The organism is Bradyrhizobium sp. CSA207 (assembly GCF_029051685.1).
Classification (GTDB): Bacteria; Pseudomonadota; Alphaproteobacteria; order Rhizobiales; family Xanthobacteraceae; genus Bradyrhizobium.
Genome location: NZ_JAACFT010000035.1, coordinates 24,074 through 38,661 on the forward strand (window position 1 = coordinate 24,074; position 14,588 = coordinate 38,661).

16 protein-coding genes are annotated in these 14,588 nt (G+C 65.5%); 7 read left to right on the forward strand and 9 right to left on the reverse strand.

The window, feature by feature from the left end; all coding sequences use genetic code 11:
• Positions 1 to 41 precede the first annotated feature (41 nt).
• Together GWG65_RS31685 and GWG65_RS31690 are read right to left on the reverse strand one after the other, a co-directional pair.
• Positions 42 to 686 carry a PQQ-binding-like beta-propeller repeat protein gene (locus tag GWG65_RS31685; protein ID WP_275199414.1) on the reverse strand — a complete coding sequence of 215 codons (645 nt, stop codon included), beginning with the start codon at positions 684 to 686 and terminating at the stop codon, positions 42 to 44.
• A gap of 28 nt (positions 687 to 714) precedes the next feature.
• A complete protein-coding gene (locus GWG65_RS31690) occupies positions 715 to 1,935 on the reverse strand; it encodes a helix-turn-helix domain-containing protein (RefSeq protein WP_275199415.1) in 1,221 nt (406 codons plus the stop codon).
• A 150-nt stretch (positions 1,936 to 2,085) separates the two neighbouring features.
• Here GWG65_RS31690 and GWG65_RS31695 point away from each other — a divergent pair, with 150 nt between their 5' ends.
• Together GWG65_RS31695 and GWG65_RS31700 are read left to right on the forward strand one after the other, a co-directional pair.
• Positions 2,086 to 2,868, forward strand: coding sequence for a DUF899 domain-containing protein (locus GWG65_RS31695; RefSeq protein WP_275199416.1), 783 nt, complete (start codon positions 2,086 to 2,088; stop codon positions 2,866 to 2,868).
• The gene (locus GWG65_RS31700) at positions 2,865 to 3,149 is read left to right on the forward strand and encodes a hypothetical protein (protein WP_275199417.1); all 285 of its coding nucleotides are present in this window, start codon (positions 2,865 to 2,867) and stop codon (positions 3,147 to 3,149) included. Before GWG65_RS31695 ends, GWG65_RS31700 begins: the two co-directional genes overlap by 4 nt.
• Before the next feature lie 174 nt (positions 3,150 to 3,323).
• Here GWG65_RS31700 and GWG65_RS31705 read toward each other — a convergent pair whose 3' ends face one another.
• The 3 genes from GWG65_RS31705 to GWG65_RS31715 form a co-directional block, all read right to left on the reverse strand.
• On the reverse strand, positions 3,324 to 3,656 hold the full coding sequence (locus GWG65_RS31705; protein ID WP_275199418.1) for a GIY-YIG nuclease family protein: 333 nt from the start codon (positions 3,654 to 3,656) through the stop codon (positions 3,324 to 3,326).
• A 252-nt stretch (positions 3,657 to 3,908) separates the two neighbouring features.
• Positions 3,909 to 4,331: a c-type cytochrome gene (locus tag GWG65_RS31710; RefSeq protein ID WP_275199419.1), complete on the reverse strand. Its 423-nt coding sequence runs from the start codon at positions 4,329 to 4,331 to the stop codon at positions 3,909 to 3,911.
• A 118-nt stretch (positions 4,332 to 4,449) separates the two neighbouring features.
• A complete protein-coding gene (locus GWG65_RS31715) occupies positions 4,450 to 5,157 on the reverse strand; it encodes a L,D-transpeptidase (protein ID WP_275199420.1) in 708 nt (235 codons plus the stop codon).
• Positions 5,158 to 5,432: 275 nt separating this feature from the next.
• Here GWG65_RS31715 and GWG65_RS31720 point away from each other — a divergent pair, with 275 nt between their 5' ends.
• From GWG65_RS31720 to GWG65_RS31730, 3 genes are all read left to right on the forward strand, one after another.
• A complete protein-coding gene (locus GWG65_RS31720) occupies positions 5,433 to 6,485 on the forward strand; it encodes a glycosyltransferase family 1 protein (RefSeq protein ID WP_275199421.1) in 1,053 nt (350 codons plus the stop codon).
• Between the two features lie 33 nt (positions 6,486 to 6,518).
• Entirely contained in the window at positions 6,519 to 7,208 is a 690-nt protein-coding gene (locus GWG65_RS31725; RefSeq protein WP_275199422.1) for a methyltransferase domain-containing protein, read from the forward strand.
• Between the two features lie 269 nt (positions 7,209 to 7,477).
• Positions 7,478 to 8,137: a hypothetical protein gene (locus tag GWG65_RS31730; RefSeq protein WP_247381910.1), complete on the forward strand. Its 660-nt coding sequence runs from the start codon at positions 7,478 to 7,480 to the stop codon at positions 8,135 to 8,137.
• A gap of 146 nt (positions 8,138 to 8,283) precedes the next feature.
• Here GWG65_RS31730 and GWG65_RS31735 read toward each other — a convergent pair whose 3' ends face one another.
• Complete coding sequence (locus GWG65_RS31735; RefSeq protein WP_275199423.1) at positions 8,284 to 9,948, reverse strand: aminotransferase class III-fold pyridoxal phosphate-dependent enzyme; 1,665 nt, start codon at positions 9,946 to 9,948, stop codon at positions 8,284 to 8,286.
• Positions 9,949 to 9,983: 35 nt separating this feature from the next.
• On the opposite strand from GWG65_RS31735, the gene asd reads away from it, so the two are divergent.
• Positions 9,984 to 10,847 carry an archaetidylserine decarboxylase gene (gene asd / locus GWG65_RS31740; protein WP_275199424.1) on the forward strand — a complete coding sequence of 288 codons (864 nt, stop codon included), beginning with the start codon at positions 9,984 to 9,986 and terminating at the stop codon, positions 10,845 to 10,847.
• Between the two features lie 67 nt (positions 10,848 to 10,914).
• Positions 10,915 to 11,481 (forward strand): NUDIX hydrolase, encoded by a 567-nt coding sequence (locus tag GWG65_RS31745; RefSeq protein WP_275199425.1) that lies wholly within the window; start codon positions 10,915 to 10,917, stop codon positions 11,479 to 11,481.
• Between the two features lie 191 nt (positions 11,482 to 11,672).
• Here the strand turns inward: GWG65_RS31745 and GWG65_RS31750 are convergent, their stop codons facing one another.
• The 3 genes from GWG65_RS31750 to GWG65_RS31760 all read right to left on the reverse strand — a co-directional run bounded on the left by GWG65_RS31750 (position 11,673) and on the right by GWG65_RS31760 (position 14,584).
• On the reverse strand, positions 11,673 to 13,073 hold the full coding sequence (locus GWG65_RS31750) for a FecR domain-containing protein (protein ID WP_275199473.1): 1,401 nt from the start codon (positions 13,071 to 13,073) through the stop codon (positions 11,673 to 11,675).
• A gap of 358 nt (positions 13,074 to 13,431) precedes the next feature.
• Positions 13,432 to 14,202, reverse strand: coding sequence for a DUF2147 domain-containing protein (locus tag GWG65_RS31755; protein ID WP_275199427.1), 771 nt, complete (start codon positions 14,200 to 14,202; stop codon positions 13,432 to 13,434).
• Positions 14,203 to 14,443: 241 nt separating this feature from the next.
• The gene (locus GWG65_RS31760; RefSeq protein WP_275199428.1) at positions 14,444 to 14,584 is read right to left on the reverse strand and encodes a hypothetical protein; all 141 of its coding nucleotides are present in this window, start codon (positions 14,582 to 14,584) and stop codon (positions 14,444 to 14,446) included.
• Positions 14,585 to 14,588 lie beyond the last annotated feature (4 nt).

A 14,588-nucleotide genomic window follows, 5' to 3' on the forward strand; every position in this document is an offset into this window, starting at 1 on the left:
GTTAACGGCTGCGACCTCGCCGTTGCCGCGCGTTGAAACCGTCATCGCGTGGCCCGCCTCGGCCTGCGGACCGCTCTCACATTGCCGCGACTGCCGCCACCGCAGAAGAAGCGATCGCCGCCATCGGACTCCAATCCTGAGACCATGGTTCCGGCGGGCAGCTCGAGCTGCTCCAGCACCTTGCCCGTATCGGGGTCGATCCGTCGCACGTCACTTTCTTCGCCCTCCCAGGTGCCATGCCAGAGTTCACCGTCCACCCAGGTCACGCCGGTCACGAAGCGCTTGCTCTCGATGGTGCGAAGAATCGTCCCCGTTTCCGGATCGACCTGATGAATCTTCCGCTCGCGATATTGACCGACCCAGAGCGAGCCCTCGGCCCAGGCAAGTCCGGAGTCGCCACCACCGCCCGGCGCCGGGATTGTGTCGAGCACCTTTCCGGTCGCGGCATCGATCTTCTGGATGCGATCCTCGGCGATCTGGAACAGGTGCTTGCCATCGTACGCCGTTCCTGCATGCGCGGCGACATCGAGGGAGCGTGCGATCCTGCCGCTTGCCGGATCGACCGCGTTCAACTTGTCGCCGGATGCGAACCAGACATAGGTGCCGTCATAGGTGACGCCATGCACGGCTTCGACGCCTGCAAAAGGCCCGTACTCCTGGATGATTTCGGCGGCTGAACGTTTCATCTGCTCGATCCCTGTGAGGTGATCTACCTTACGTCTTCAGGAGCGGTCCGGGGAGTAACAAGCCTGTCGGGAAACCCGGGACAGGCGGGGTCATCCAGCGGCGCGCCCGCCCGTGTCCGAACGACTGCGCCTTGTTCGATCTGGCCAATTCCTCAAGCGCCCGCTGCACCGTGCGCGGGCTCATGCCAAGCGTGAGTGCGAGCGCCGAGCTCGACCACGGCTCGCCATCGGAGAGGAAGGCAAGGACATCGGCGTGCTTCTCCTCGACCGGCCGCGCCAGCACGATGACGTCGCGCGTCTTCCGCGGCGCCAGCACAAAACCCTGCTTCGTCGCACTGACATCGGCCAGCGGTTTGAGCTGGGTGCGGAGCCGCCCGATCTCGACCCGCAACCGCGCGCGGTGGGATTCATCGACGTGCTTCGCTCGAAACGCACCGGCGATCAGCGTCTCTCGCGGGACATCCGCGGGCCATGCTTGCGACAGAAGACGGGCGAGCGCGAACAGCACCGGCCGCGTTCCGAGCGACACGACCACGCCTCGCCTGCGCACGACATGATGGAAGGTGTCCAGGACGAGCGCTGTCGACGTCGCCAGTCTTTCGACCTCCCCAAGCAACAACGGGTGTTCGCTGCCGCGCGAGATCAGGCGCGCCGCGGGCGTGTCGAGGATGAGGTTCGTGCTGCGGACTTCCGCCGCCAGTGCCGGGATTCCGGCCAGCCGTGCTGCCTTGGCCGCGCGGTCGAGCGCCGCGCGCGCGGCTTCCGTCCTGAGCCGCCTGATCGCAATTCCCGCGACCACCAGCTCGCGGATCACCTGAGACGCAGGCGGAAGCGATGCGGTGCTGACCTCGGCGAGCGTGCCCTCTGCCTCGTCGACGCGTCCGACGAGGAGAAGACGGCGCGCCTCGATGTGGCCCGCATGCGCGGCATTGGCGAGATCGCCATGCTTTTCGAGCGTCGCCCGCGCCGCCGCGAGCGTTTTCACCGGCCAGTTCAAATCGCGCGAGACGAGCGCGATCTCGGCCTCGGCCACCACGCACCTTGCGCGCGCCACCGCCTCTCTCGGACCGAAGGCGCGTGCAGCACTCCGCAGCAGCGTCTTCGCCTTCGCGAGATCGCCGAGCTGTGCCATCGCGATCCCGCGCAGTGCGAGCGAAGGCGCATCGTTGCGCAAGGCGACACGGTTCAATGCGCCGAGCGGATCGCCGGCTTCGAGCGCACGCGCCGCGGCCGTGATCAGCGACTCCATTCAAATCCCGCCACACTTGTTACTCCCACCGCGCAACCGTCCGGTGCCAGAAATAGTCCACGACCGACAATGTGCGGTGAGGGGCGAGCGGTTCCGCGTCTGTCATAGCCGGACGCAGAACGACCGTCCAAGCAAGAGGTTTGGAGAGCCATGATGACATCAGTCGAGAACGCAGGAACTAACGGACAGCCCGCCATGCAAACTCCGCCGGTGGTATCGCCGCAGGACTGGGAGGCAGCCCGTCAGCAACTGCTCGTGAAGGAAAAGGCGCATACGCGAGCCCGCGACGCCCTGGCCGCCGAGCGCCGGCGCATGCCGTGGATGGCGGTGGACAAAACCTATGCGTTCGAGGGGCCCGGCGGCAAGGTCAGTCTGCTCGATCTGTTCCAGGGCCGGCGGCAGCTGATCGTCTACCGGGCCTTTTTCGAGCCGGGCGTGTTCGGCTGGCCCGATCATGCGTGCCGCGGCTGCTCGATGGTGGCCGATCAGGTCGCCCATGTCGCCCATTTGAACGCCCGCGACACCACGCTCGTGTTCGCCTCGCGCGCGCCGCAGGCCGACATCGCGCGGCTGAAGAAGCGGATGGGCTGGACCATGCCGTGGGTCACCATCACGGACAGCTTCGATGCCGATTTCGGCGTCGACGAATGGCACGGAACGAACGTGTTCTACCGCGACGGCGATCGCGTCTTCCGCACCTATTTCGTCAAGAGCCGCGGCGACGAGCAGATGGGCGGCACCTGGAACTACCTCGACATCACGCCGCTCGGCCGGCAGGAGGTCTGGGAGGACTCGCCGAAAGGCTATCCGCAGACGCCGACCTACAAATGGTGGAACTGGCACGACAGCTACGTCGAGGGCGCCGCGCCCGACAAGAAGTGGGTCGAGGTATCGACCGCCGGAGAGAAGGCGCTGCGCGAGGCGGGCGGATGAGCGACACCTGTCCGGTGAGCGCGGCCGCGGGCGCCAGCCGTGATGGCGTCGTGGCCGCGCGCCACCTCGCCAGGTGGCTCGGCCTTGCGGCCACGCCGACCTTCGCGATCATGGCCCTGCTGACGGCCGCGCTCGGCGGCGACGCGGCCGACATGCTCTGCTCCGCCGGCCGCGGCTCTTTGCTGGGCGGGATGGTCCCTATGTATCTCCTGATGAGCGCGTTCCATGCATCGGCGTGGCTGAGGCTGATCTCGGAACGGCGGGGCGCAACGCACCTGTAAGCGCTGGTGCAAATGAACGGCTCCGGCGTCGCCGGGGCCGCGTGCCCGCCTCGTCCTTCGAGACGCCCGCTTTGGCGGCTCCTCAGGATGAGGCTCAACGGGCACCTGGCGGTTGGGGTAGACATTGCGAAGTGGAGGGCTCTCTTCCAAGAATCGGAGCCGCGCACTCTGTCCTCATTCTGAGGAGCCCGCCGGAGGCGGGCGTCTCGAAGGATGATGCGATCCGCGCTTTGCCAATTCATGGAGCTCGGCAAAGTCGCCGCGCATGAAGGCTTCCTTCTTGGCCCGGCTCCATTTCTTGAGCTTACGTTCGCATTCGATCGCATCAGCGATGCGATCGAACCATTGCGAGAAGACCAGCGTCACCGGCCTGCGCGACTTGGTATAGCCGGCGAACGTGCCGGCATTGTGTTGCGCGATCCTGATTTCGAGCTCGGTGCGCGTCGTTCCGATGTAGTAGCTGCCATCGGCGCATCTGAGAATGTAGAGGTACGCACCCTCGGTCATCGTGCCCGCCCCATCCTTCGAGACGCGCGCAAGAGCGCGCTCCTCAGGATGAGGCTAACTGGCATAGGTGCGTTTGTGCAAGCACTGCGTGTGAAGGCGTTTACGGGCTGCTCGGCTCCGCAGCCGCGCGTTCAGCCCTCATCCTGAGGAGCCTGCCGAAGGCAGGCGTCTCGAAGGACGGCCAGAATCACCGGCGCAACGAGAACGGCCTCCGCATTGCGGGGGTCTCGCGTCTCAGTGCTGTCGCAATTCCTACGGCTGCTCCGAGACCGATTGCAGATAAGCAACCACCTTGCCTGCCTCCTCGGATGAGAGGCCGCCATACGGCTGCATCTTGTTGCCCGACACGACCTCGTCCGGCTTGACGATGAACCTCGTGAGCTTGTCCTGGTCCCAGACCAAGTCCGCATCCTTCATGGCGGGAGAATAGTTGTAGTTCGGCAGCGAGCCTGCCTTGCGTCCGACGATCTTGCTGAGGTTGGGACCCAGCCGATTGTCGCCTTCCTTCACGGAGTGGCAGGTGCGGCAGGAATTGTTGAAGGCTTGTCGGGCCGCGTCGTCGCTCGCCGGCTGCTGCGCGAGAGAAGAGGGCGCAGCGATGAGCCAAAACATTGCTGCGGCGCTCGCAATCAAGCGCGGCCATTGGCTTTGCGACGTTTGCCGGACCGACTGCATCTGCGCCTCCGTGATGATGCGCTCGTGCGTCTCAAAGCGCGGGCGCCCGGAGAGCACCATGCAAACGAAAACAGCCCCGGAGGGTTCCGGGGCCGTTTGCGTCACAATGTCCTGTCGCTTAGCGCGTTAAGCTGCCGAGATCCGCCCGGCGCTCCGTCATCGGCAACACGATCACCTTGGTGCCGACGTTGACGCGGGAGTAGAGGTCGGAGACGTCTTCATTGGTCAGGCGGATACAGCCGGAGGAGACGTGCTTGCCGATGGTGTCGGGAGCGTTGGTGCCGTGGATACGGTAGATGGTACCGCCGAGATACATGGCGCGGGCCCCTAACGGGTTGCCGGGGCCGCCGGCCATGTGGCGCGGCAGATAGGGCTGGCGGGCGATCATCTCCGGCGGCGGGGTCCAGTCCGGCCACTCGGCCTTCCTGGTCACCGATTGGGTGCCGGACCAGGTGAAGCCGTCACGGCCGACGCCGATGCCGTAGCGAACGGCCTGGCCGCCTCCCAGCACGTAATAAAGATACGTGTTCGGCGTATCGATGATGATGGTGCCCGGCGCCTCGCGCGTCGCATAGGCGACGATCTGGCGGCGGAAGCGGGCCGGCATCTCGACCGCGTCCTGATCCTCGGACGGTGCGGCCTGGTAAGGCGTCGCCTGATAGGGCTGGTATGGCTGCGGCGCGGCGATCGGCGGCAGCGGCTGAAAGAAGGGGAAGAGCTGCACGGGCGCGGCCTTGGCCGGGGCGGCGAATGCGATTGCGGTCACAGCCACTGCGCTCAAAGCGACGGCGCGCGAATAATTCTTGAACGTGCCCAGATTGAACATTTGATCGCCCCTGTTTGCTCGGTGTTTTTGCTCACCGCGGCACCGCTTGCGGTGCTCTGTTGGCTAGATCACTAACGGCAAAAGGTTTCGGGACGTTTGCACGGAAAACCGAAAACGGTTTCATGGCGGCAACGATTGTTTCATGACAGTTTCGTGGCCCGGCCAGCCCATTAACGAACAAAACAGCCCGTCGACACTTCTGTGACGTCACACGCCTGAAATATCCGTGGTTGATGGTCGAAAGCCGAGAATCATCAAACTCTCGGGATTTCCCCATGCGGGTATTAATCGCGACTGACGCCTGGCATCCGCAGGTTAACGGTGTGGTGCGCACGCTGACCTCGCTGGCCAATGCCGCCAAGGCGCTGGACGTCGAGATTGAATTCCTGACGCCCGACGGCTTTCCGTCATGGCCGCTGCCGACTTATCCGGGCCTGCGCATCGCGCTGCCCAACGCTAAAGAGATCGCGCGGCGGATCGAGAAGGCTGCGCCGGAAGCCCTGCACATCGCGACCGAAGGGCCGATCGGCTGGGCCGCGCGGGCCTATTGCCGCCGCAATCGCCTCGCCTTCAGCACCTCCTACACCACGCGCTTTCCCGAATATGTTTCGGTACGCACCGGCATTCCTGCCGCCGTCGGCTATGCCGTGCTGCGCCACTTCCACGATGCCGCCGCCATGACCATGGTGGCGACGCCGTCGCTGCGGCAGGAGCTCTCCGAGCGCGGCTTCAAGCGGCTCGGCTTCTGGACCCGCGGCGTCGACACCGAGCTGTTCCATCCCGATGCTCCTGCAAGACTCGATCTGCCGCGGCCGTTCTTCATGACGATGGGGCGCGTAGCGGTGGAGAAGAATCTCGAGGCATTCCTCTCGCTCGATCTGCCCGGCACCAAGGTCGTCATCGGCGACGGCCCGCAGAGGGCGCTGCTCGAAAAGAAATATCCGGCCGCCGTCTTCCTCGGCGAGAAGAAGGGCGCGGACCTCACCGCCCATCTCGCTGCCGCCGACGTGTTCGTGTTTCCGAGCCTGACCGACACCTTCGGCGTGGTGCAGCTCGAGGCACTCGCCTGCGGCACGCCGGTTGCGGCGTTTCCGGTGACAGGACCCAAGGACGTCATTGCCGATCACCCGATCGGCGCGATCGATCACGATTTGCGTACGGCGTGCTTGCGCGCGCTCACGATGTCGCGCGAGACCTGCCGCAACTTCGCGCTGGAGCGTTCCTGGGAGAACAGCGCGCGCCAGTTCGTCGGCAATCTTACGTCACTTCAGCCCAGCCGCATCCTGCGCGCCTCGCCGGTCATGGCGCGGCGGCCGGTGCGCGGTTGATCTTTACTTTGACCCACAGCGAGAACCTCAGAGATGGCTAAGATCATGAACCTTGACGGCACCCAGCAGCTTGACCTCACCCGCGGCACGGTGGAGCAGGCCTATGACCGCTGGGCGCCGGTCTACGACCTCGTATTCGGCGGGGTGTTCGCCAAGGGCCGGCAGGCGGCGATCGCGGCCACCAACAAGATCGGCGGCCGCGTGCTCGAGGTCGGCGTCGGCACCGGCATCTCGCTGCCGATGTACGCGCCCCACCTGCGCATCTTCGGCACCGACATTTCGGAAGCGATGCTGGACAAGGCGCGCCAGCGCGTCACCGAGGGCAAGCTGAAAAACGTCGAGGGCCTCGCGGTGATGGACGCCGAGAAGCTCGAATTTCCCGAAAATTCCTTCGACGTCGTGATGGCGCAATATGTCGTCACTGCGGTGCCAAATCCGGAAAAGGCACTCGACGAATTCGCGCGGGTGCTGCGTCCTGGCGGCGAGCTGATCATCCTCACTCGCGTCAGCGCCGATGCCGGCATGCGCCGCTTCATTGAGCAGAAGCTCCAGCCGGTGGTGCGTCCGCTCGGCTTCCGCACCGCCGAGTTCGCCTGGTCGCGCTATGCGAAGTGGCTCGCCGGCGCCAACGGCATCGAGCTCGCCGAGCGCCGCCTTATTCCGCCGCTCGGTCATTTCTCGCTGGTCCGCTTCCGCAAGCTCGACGTCGCCAAGGCGGCGTGAGCTTGTTGCTCCTCATGGTGAGGAGCGCGCTCTTGCGCGCGTCTCCCGGACGACGCTTCGCATCGCTCGGAGAACCATGAAGGCCCGTCTATCGCCAGTTGGGCCTCGCCCTTCGAGACGCTTGCTTCGCAAGCTCCTCAGGGTGAGGGGACAAAGTAGCCCGTGCGTCATCGCGCCGCTGCACATCGTCACATGACAAAATGATGATGTCACATGGCGTACATCGAATCTCTGTAAATCCCGTACCCGAAAGCATTTTGGGGGAGAGCATGATCAAGAATTATCTCGAGCAGCTGCGGATCCAGCGTTGGGACGACCATCGCTATTATCACCACAGCCGCATCAATCAGAGCCTGCACTTCGTCAGCGCGCTGAGCTTCCTGTTCGCCTATGTCTGGCTGTTCGTCGATCCCATGATCTCGGCGCTGGTCGGCTGGCTGGTCTCGATGACTTCGCGCCAGGCCGGTCACTTCTTCTTCGAGCCGCACGGCTACGACCACATCAACCAGGCGACGCACGAGCACAAGGAAGAGATCAAGGTCGGCTACAACCTTCAGCGCAAGGTGGTGCTGATGTCGATCTGGGCGGCATCGCCGCTGGTGCTGTTCGCCGATCCCTCGCTGTTCGGCCTGTTCAAGCCCTGGGCCGGCGCCGCCGACTTCATGCGGCAGGTCGCCAAGATCTGGCTCGCGGTCGGCATCGGCGGCCTCTTGTTCCGCACCGTGCACCTGTTCTTCATCCGCGACGTCGAGACCGGCCTCGTCTGGATGACCAAGATCCTGACCGATCCCTTCCATGACCTGATGCTCTATCGCAACGCTCCGCTGGCGCTGATGCGGGGCGAACTGATGGATCCCGGCCTGCACCTCAACCCCGAGCACACGCTGGGCTTGCTCGGCGAGCCCACGCTGGAAGAGCAGCACGCCTGAGCGCGCGGCATACATCCAGCACTCCGATGTCTGATGGTTGCGTCATGCCCGGCCTCGTGCCGGGCATCCACGTCTTAGAACTGTCCCGCGGAGACGCGTGGATGGCCGGGACAAGCCCGGCCATGACGGAGTTGGAGAGATCAGCCTCAGCGTCTAAAACGCTTGGCCAGCATCTCTTGCAAAATCTGCCGCTTGATGCGCTTGTTGGTGAGCGCGGCATCGTGCCACCAGAAGCCATCGGCTTTCATCTTCTCCGCGGCGCGGACGAAGCGGTCGGCGACTTCGGCGAAGTCGGCGTCGGTGTAGTTCAAGCTGAAGATCAGCCGCCCAGTGCCGACCCAGCTCAGCGACAGGCCTTCGGCGCGCAAATAATATTGCAGCATCCAGTTGTAGCGGGACGGCTCGGTGTACTTCACCGTCCAGATCGACGACAGATTGGCGACCTGCACCGGCAGGCCGGCACCCTCCAGCATCTGGTTGAGCTTTTGCGCGCGGCCGTTCCAGGTTTCGTCCAGATGGTCATAGACGGCGCGGAAGTTGGGGCTGGCGAGCCGGCTCAAAAACTCGTCCATCGCCGTCATGACGTAGGGGTGCGAGTTGAAGGTGCCGCGGGCGAAGCAGACGTCGGCGGGGCGGTCGTCGCGGAAGCGCCGCATCAGCTGCTTTTTGCCGCAGACCACGCCGACCGGCAGGCCGCCGGCGAGGCTCTTGCCGTAGGTCACCATGTCGGCGCGCACGCCGAAATATTCCTGGGCGCCGCTAGCAGCAAGGCGGAAGCCGACGAAGACCTCGTCGAAGATCAGCACGATGCCGCGCGCGGTGCAGACCTCGCGCAGCTTTTTCAGCCATTCGGTGTAAGCTTGGCGGTCGAAATTGCCGCCGCGGGACGAGTCGACCAGCGCGGAATCGCCGGGTGCGTTGGCGTTCGGATGCAGCGCCTGGAGCGGATTGACCAGCACGCAGGCGATGTCGCGGCGCGTACGCAGCACCTGCAGCGTCTTCTCGGACATTTCGGCGAGGGTGTAGGTTTCGTGCGCGGGAATTGGGTTGCCGACACCGGGCTGCACGTCGCCCCACCAGCCGTGATAGGCGCCGGCGAAACGAACCAGATGCGTGCGCTTGGTGTGGTAGCGCGCCAGCCGCACCGCCTGCATGACGGCTTCGGTGCCGGACATGTGGAAGGAGACTTCGTCGAGGCCCGAGATCTGGCAGAGCCGCGTCACGTTCTCGAGGATGACGGGATGGTAGGGGCCGAGCACGGGGCCGAGCGCATGCGCGCGCTTCTCGGATCCCTCGATGCACTCCTTGTAGAAGTCGTTGCCGAAGATGTTGACGCCGTAGGAGCCGGTGAGGTCGTAGGAGACGTTGCCGTCGACATCCCTAACGGTGACGCCGCTCGAGGACTCCATGAAGGTCGAGGTGCCCAGATTTTCACGGACCAGGCGCGAGAACTGGAACGGCACGCGGTAGGTCTCGGTGAAGTGCAGGTCGGAGATCTTCTCCGCCGCTTCCCTGGTCATCGTGCGGCCCTTGGGGTAGCGCTCGGCGTAGAGGGCGGCGAGGCGGAAGAAGGCATCCTTGCGCTGCATCACCACGTTCGGCGGCGCGCCGTCGCAGCCGAAGTATTCATCACCTTCGAACTCGTAGAACGGGACCAGCCGCGCCACCCGGCGCGACATCTTGGAGTGCCCGGAGAGCGAGCGGTGCTTGGCGCGGGACAGTTCGATCCGCGCCTTGAGCTTCGGGAGGGCGGCGGCAGCGGACGCTGCGGCGGCCACGGACAAAGAGAGAATCGGGAGTGTCGTTTCCATGACAACAAGCGCTAACCTTGCGAGCTGACAGATTCATGACAGTCAAAGCCCTGATCGCCTCTTTCACCCAGCAGGAAGACCTCAACTTCCTGTTGACCAACCGCATCCCCCGCGCCGCGCTGACCCGCTTCATGGGCTGGTTCTCCAAGATCGAGAACCCGCTCGTTCGGGACGGCTCGATCGCGCTGTGGAAGCTGTTCTCCGACCTCGACCTGTCGGAAGCGCGCAAGAGCCACTTCAAGAGCCTGCACGACTGCTTCACCCGGGAGCTGAAGCCGGGCCTGCGGCCCTTTGATTCCGACGCTTCCATTGTCGCCAGCCCCTCGGACGGCATCGTCGGCGCCCACGGCCGGATTGCTGACACCGAGCTGTTCCAGGTGAAGGGCGCGCCCTATTCGCTGCTCGACCTCGTCGGCGATTCCGCCCTTGTCGACCAGCACCGCAACGGCTGCTTTCTTACGCTGCGGCTGACCTCGAGCATGTATCACCGCTTCCACGCGCCCTATGACGCGCATATCGAGCGCGTGACGCTGATCCATGGCGACGTCTGGAACGTCAACCCGATCGCGCTGAAGCGGGTCGAGCGCTTGTTCTGCAAGAACGAGCGCGCGGTGATCCGCACGCATCTGTCGACCGGCGAGGCCGTGACGCTGGTGCCGGTTGCTGCGATCCTGGTCGCGAGCATCCGCCTGCACTTTCTGGACATGGTGCTGAACGCGCAGACCAGGGGGCCGGTCAACTTCCCCTGCGACGTCAACGTGGCCAAGGGCGAGGAGCTCGGCTGGTTCGAGCACGGCTCGACCATCATCATCCTCGCGCCCGGCGATTTTTCGTTCTGCGACGGCATCGCCGAAGGCACGCGCGTCCGGGCGGGCCAGGCGCTGCTGAGAAGAAACTAGTCTTCATTCCGCCGTCTCGGCCGCCTATATCGTCCGCGGGAACGATTTGATACGGCGAGATTTTTCGATGGCGCGGGCGCCGGTTCTGGCGGCGGGTGGTATTGTGTTGCGGCGTGGTGCGCCACCGCTGATCGCGGTCGTACGCCAGCGCAAGCGCAACGAATGGGTCCTGCCCAAGGGCAAGCTCGACGACGGCGAGACGCCGAAGCAAGCCGCGCATCGCGAGGTGCTGGAGGAGACTGGCCACGACGTCGCCATCCACGAATTCCTGGGTACGCTCGTCTACCAGTCCGGCGGGCGCTCCAAGGCCGTGCACTTCTGGCGGATGGAGGCCGACGGCGGTCCGGTCCGCAAGCTCATGAACGACATCAAGGCGGTCGACTGGCTGACGCTGGAGGATGCAATCGCGCGCCTGTCGCGCGAATATGAGCGCGCCTTCCTGGTGCAGATCGGGCCGATCGCGCTGGCGGCCGCGGGGCTAGCGCCGGCCGACGCTGAACTCGCGTCGCCGCTTGCAAGAGAGGACGTCGACGCGGCCATGCAGACGCTGACACCGGCCGAAGCGGCCTCCGTCGACGAACTGCGCCACGGTCTGTTGCAGAAGGTGAAGGCGTGGCTGCGCGGCGAAGCGTGAGCTGTCTTCACTTCGTCCGGCGTTTGACGGTGCACCCTCGCCCCTTGTGGGAGAGGGTGGATTCGATGCGGAGCATCGAAGCCGGGTGAGGGGTTCTCTCCGCGCGCCAAGCTGTCGATGAGTGTTCGCGGATAGAACCCCTCATCCGGCGCTTCGCGCCACCTTCTCCCACAAGGGGAGAAGGAAGAAAATCACCGCCGCTCCTTCTTCTCCTTCGGAGCCGGCTTGCGCTGTGCCGCGGGGCGCTGCGCGCCGGGCAGGCGCTGCTGCATCCCGCCTGGGCGCTGGAAGCCACCTTGGTGTTGGCCGGCCGGTTGTGCGCCGGGCTGCAACCCCGTGCGCGGCGTCTGCGGCGGCGGCGCTATGCCCGGCTGAGGCGGCGTGACCGCTCCTCCCGGAGTCCGACCGCTGCGCGACGGCTGTGTCGGCTGTGCGCCGCCAGGCTGCGGGCCTGGTCCGGTGGGCGGCGCGCCTGCTGGCTGTCCGGCACCTTGCCGCTGACCCTGACCCGCGCGCGGTGTGCCCGGCTGCACGGCGCCGCCTTGTCCTTGCCGTTGCGGCGGCTGCGCCCCCTGGCGGTTCGGCGTGCCCGGTTGCGGTTGACCCGGACGGTCGTTTTGTCCCGGCTGGCCATTCGGTCGCTGCGGCTGTTGGCCGGGCGGTGTCGTCGGCCGCAATTGTTGCTGTTGCGGCGGCTGGAGCGGACGCGGAATGCGGCTGCTTGCGCCGGGATTGGCGCGGCGGAAGTCGCGCTGTTCGGTGACGATCTGGCGGCCCGTGGTCTGGGCCAGATGCACCTGGCTGACGACGCTGCGGTCGCGCGCGATCTGCTGCGGCGCGATCGTGATCGGCACCGCCGCAAAGCGCAGGCCCCCGGCGCCGCCCGCGCCAGGCCGGATCGCAAAGCCGCTCGCGCCTTGCGTCAGCGCGCCGAGACGCGTGCCGCTGGTGCGGTCGTCGACGTCGATGTGCCCGACCCGGCCGTCGGCGTCGGGATAGAGCTTGATGTTGACGTTAGCGGCGCTGTTCGCGGCCGCGCCCACGGGCACGTCGACGACGCCGGTGGTGCCGCGAATGCCGAGCGTCGCCGTTGGCGTGGTGATCTTCATGTCGCCGGACTTCGCCACGGCTGCGGCGACGAACGCGACCGTGCCCTTGCCGATGTCGACGATCGCCGAATTCTGCTTGCCGCCGTCCTCATAGACGTAATTGTCGATGGTGATCTTGGCGCCGGCGGAGAGGTTGAACGTGGTCGCGTCGTTGAAGGTGATGCCGAGCGAGGAGTTCGAGGAGGTCTGCACGATGTCGTTGAGGTAGATGTCGTCGCGGACTCGCACCGGATAGGAATTTTTGTCGCGGATCACGGTCGCGATGCCCGTCACGGTCGCAACGTTGCCGATCGGCTCGACGGTGGCGGGCTGCGCCTCCGCCGCCGGCGTCGGCGAGGCCGCCGGCGCCGGGGAGGGTGCAGGTGCCGGCTGGGCTTGCGTCTGCGCAAGCTCGATTGCATCCGATGCGGATGCCACGCTCGCGCCGGCCAGCGGCAGCGCCAGCAGCGGGAGCGCGAACACGAAGCGGCGCCATGCCACGATAAAAGCCACGAGGATGTCCCGGTGAGAAACGCGAGGCGAGAGTGCGCAGTTTCAACCGGGGCAGGCTGAACGGCGGATGAACATCTGTTGCGTAAGGGCGATGAACGTTCAAACGGCGCTCTCTCTCCTCGTGGTGAGGAGCGCGCCCTTGCGCGCGCCTAGCGGACGATACTTCGTATCGTCGCGAGAACCATGCAGGCCCCGCTCTCGATCCGGGCCTCGCCCTTCGAGACGCGTGCTGCGCACGCTCCTCAGGGTGAGGGGAGGAAGTGCGGTTGTGGCACCAAGAACGTGGATGCCCGGGACGAGCCCGGGCATGACGTACGATCGTATGCGTCGCTATGTGACGCCCCCTGCGTCAGCTCACGCGCTTCCAGATCTGGCCGCCGCAGAACATGCCGCCGAAGGCGCAGCCCTGCACGCGCATCGCATTCGGCCCCTTCATCGCGATGGTCGAGTCGTAGTTGCGGCCGGAGTCGGGATCGTGGATGCGGCCGCTCCACTTCGAGCCCTCGGGCTTCATGTTGATCAGGATGCGCGCGTTGGTTTTCTCGGCGTAGCCGCAGAGATTGGCGCCGCACTGTTCGACGCGGACATTGCCCTTGTTCTCTTCGGTTGCCCACACGCCGAGCGGCGTGGTCGCGGCTGACGTAGGCGCGGCGGCAACCGGAGCAGGTGCGAGCGCGACTGGCTCAGGCGCAACAGCAGGCGCGACAACGGGCGCAGGCTGCGCCGGGGTATCGAAGCCGACGGCAGGGGCGGCGGCAACGGTCGCGGCCGGAACGGAGGGAGCAGCGACAGCGGCGGCCGGTGCCGTCGCCTGGACGGGGGCCTGCGGTACCGGCTGCTGCTGCACCGGAGCCGGCTGCGCGGTCGTGGTCGGAGCCGGCGTGGTGTCGTCATCGTCCTTGGAGCCGCCAAGGCCGTTGAGATTGATGCTGTTCAGCTTGATCGGCTTGTTCGACAGGCCCGGCGCGACGATGGTGACGCAGTCGAGCGAGGCGCAGTTGCGCGGTGTCTCGATGCGAATGTGCTGGCCTTCGATCTGGAACGAGATCGCGTTGCCGGCATGTGCGACGGCGGTCGACGCAAGGAAGAATGCGGTGGTGGCGATGTAGAGCTTGTTCATGACAATCTCCAAAATTGCGTGGGTCCCGATGACCTGAGGTCGGTGAACGACTGAGCGTGGTTTGACCTTACGCTGGGTGGGGCTGGTGTTCTGTGATGAACATCACAACGGGTCCGCCTTGCCGCGGCTGCTCTCTTTGCTTAGCTCAGGCAAGCACTGGACCTGCGTTGATCCGTGGCGCGCGAAGCCGATCACGGCCTCTGGGGAGTGGAATGGCGCAAGGTCGTTGGAAGCGCGTCGTTCAGATCATGCCGAGCACGATGGCGCCGACGAAGGCCATGGCGAGGTACGCGGTGATAACGCTCAGTCTTCCGACGAACGTCATGACGTTGCTCCCTGGGATCGTTCCCCGCTGTCGCGCTGCTTTGCGGGCAACGGTCATGGTT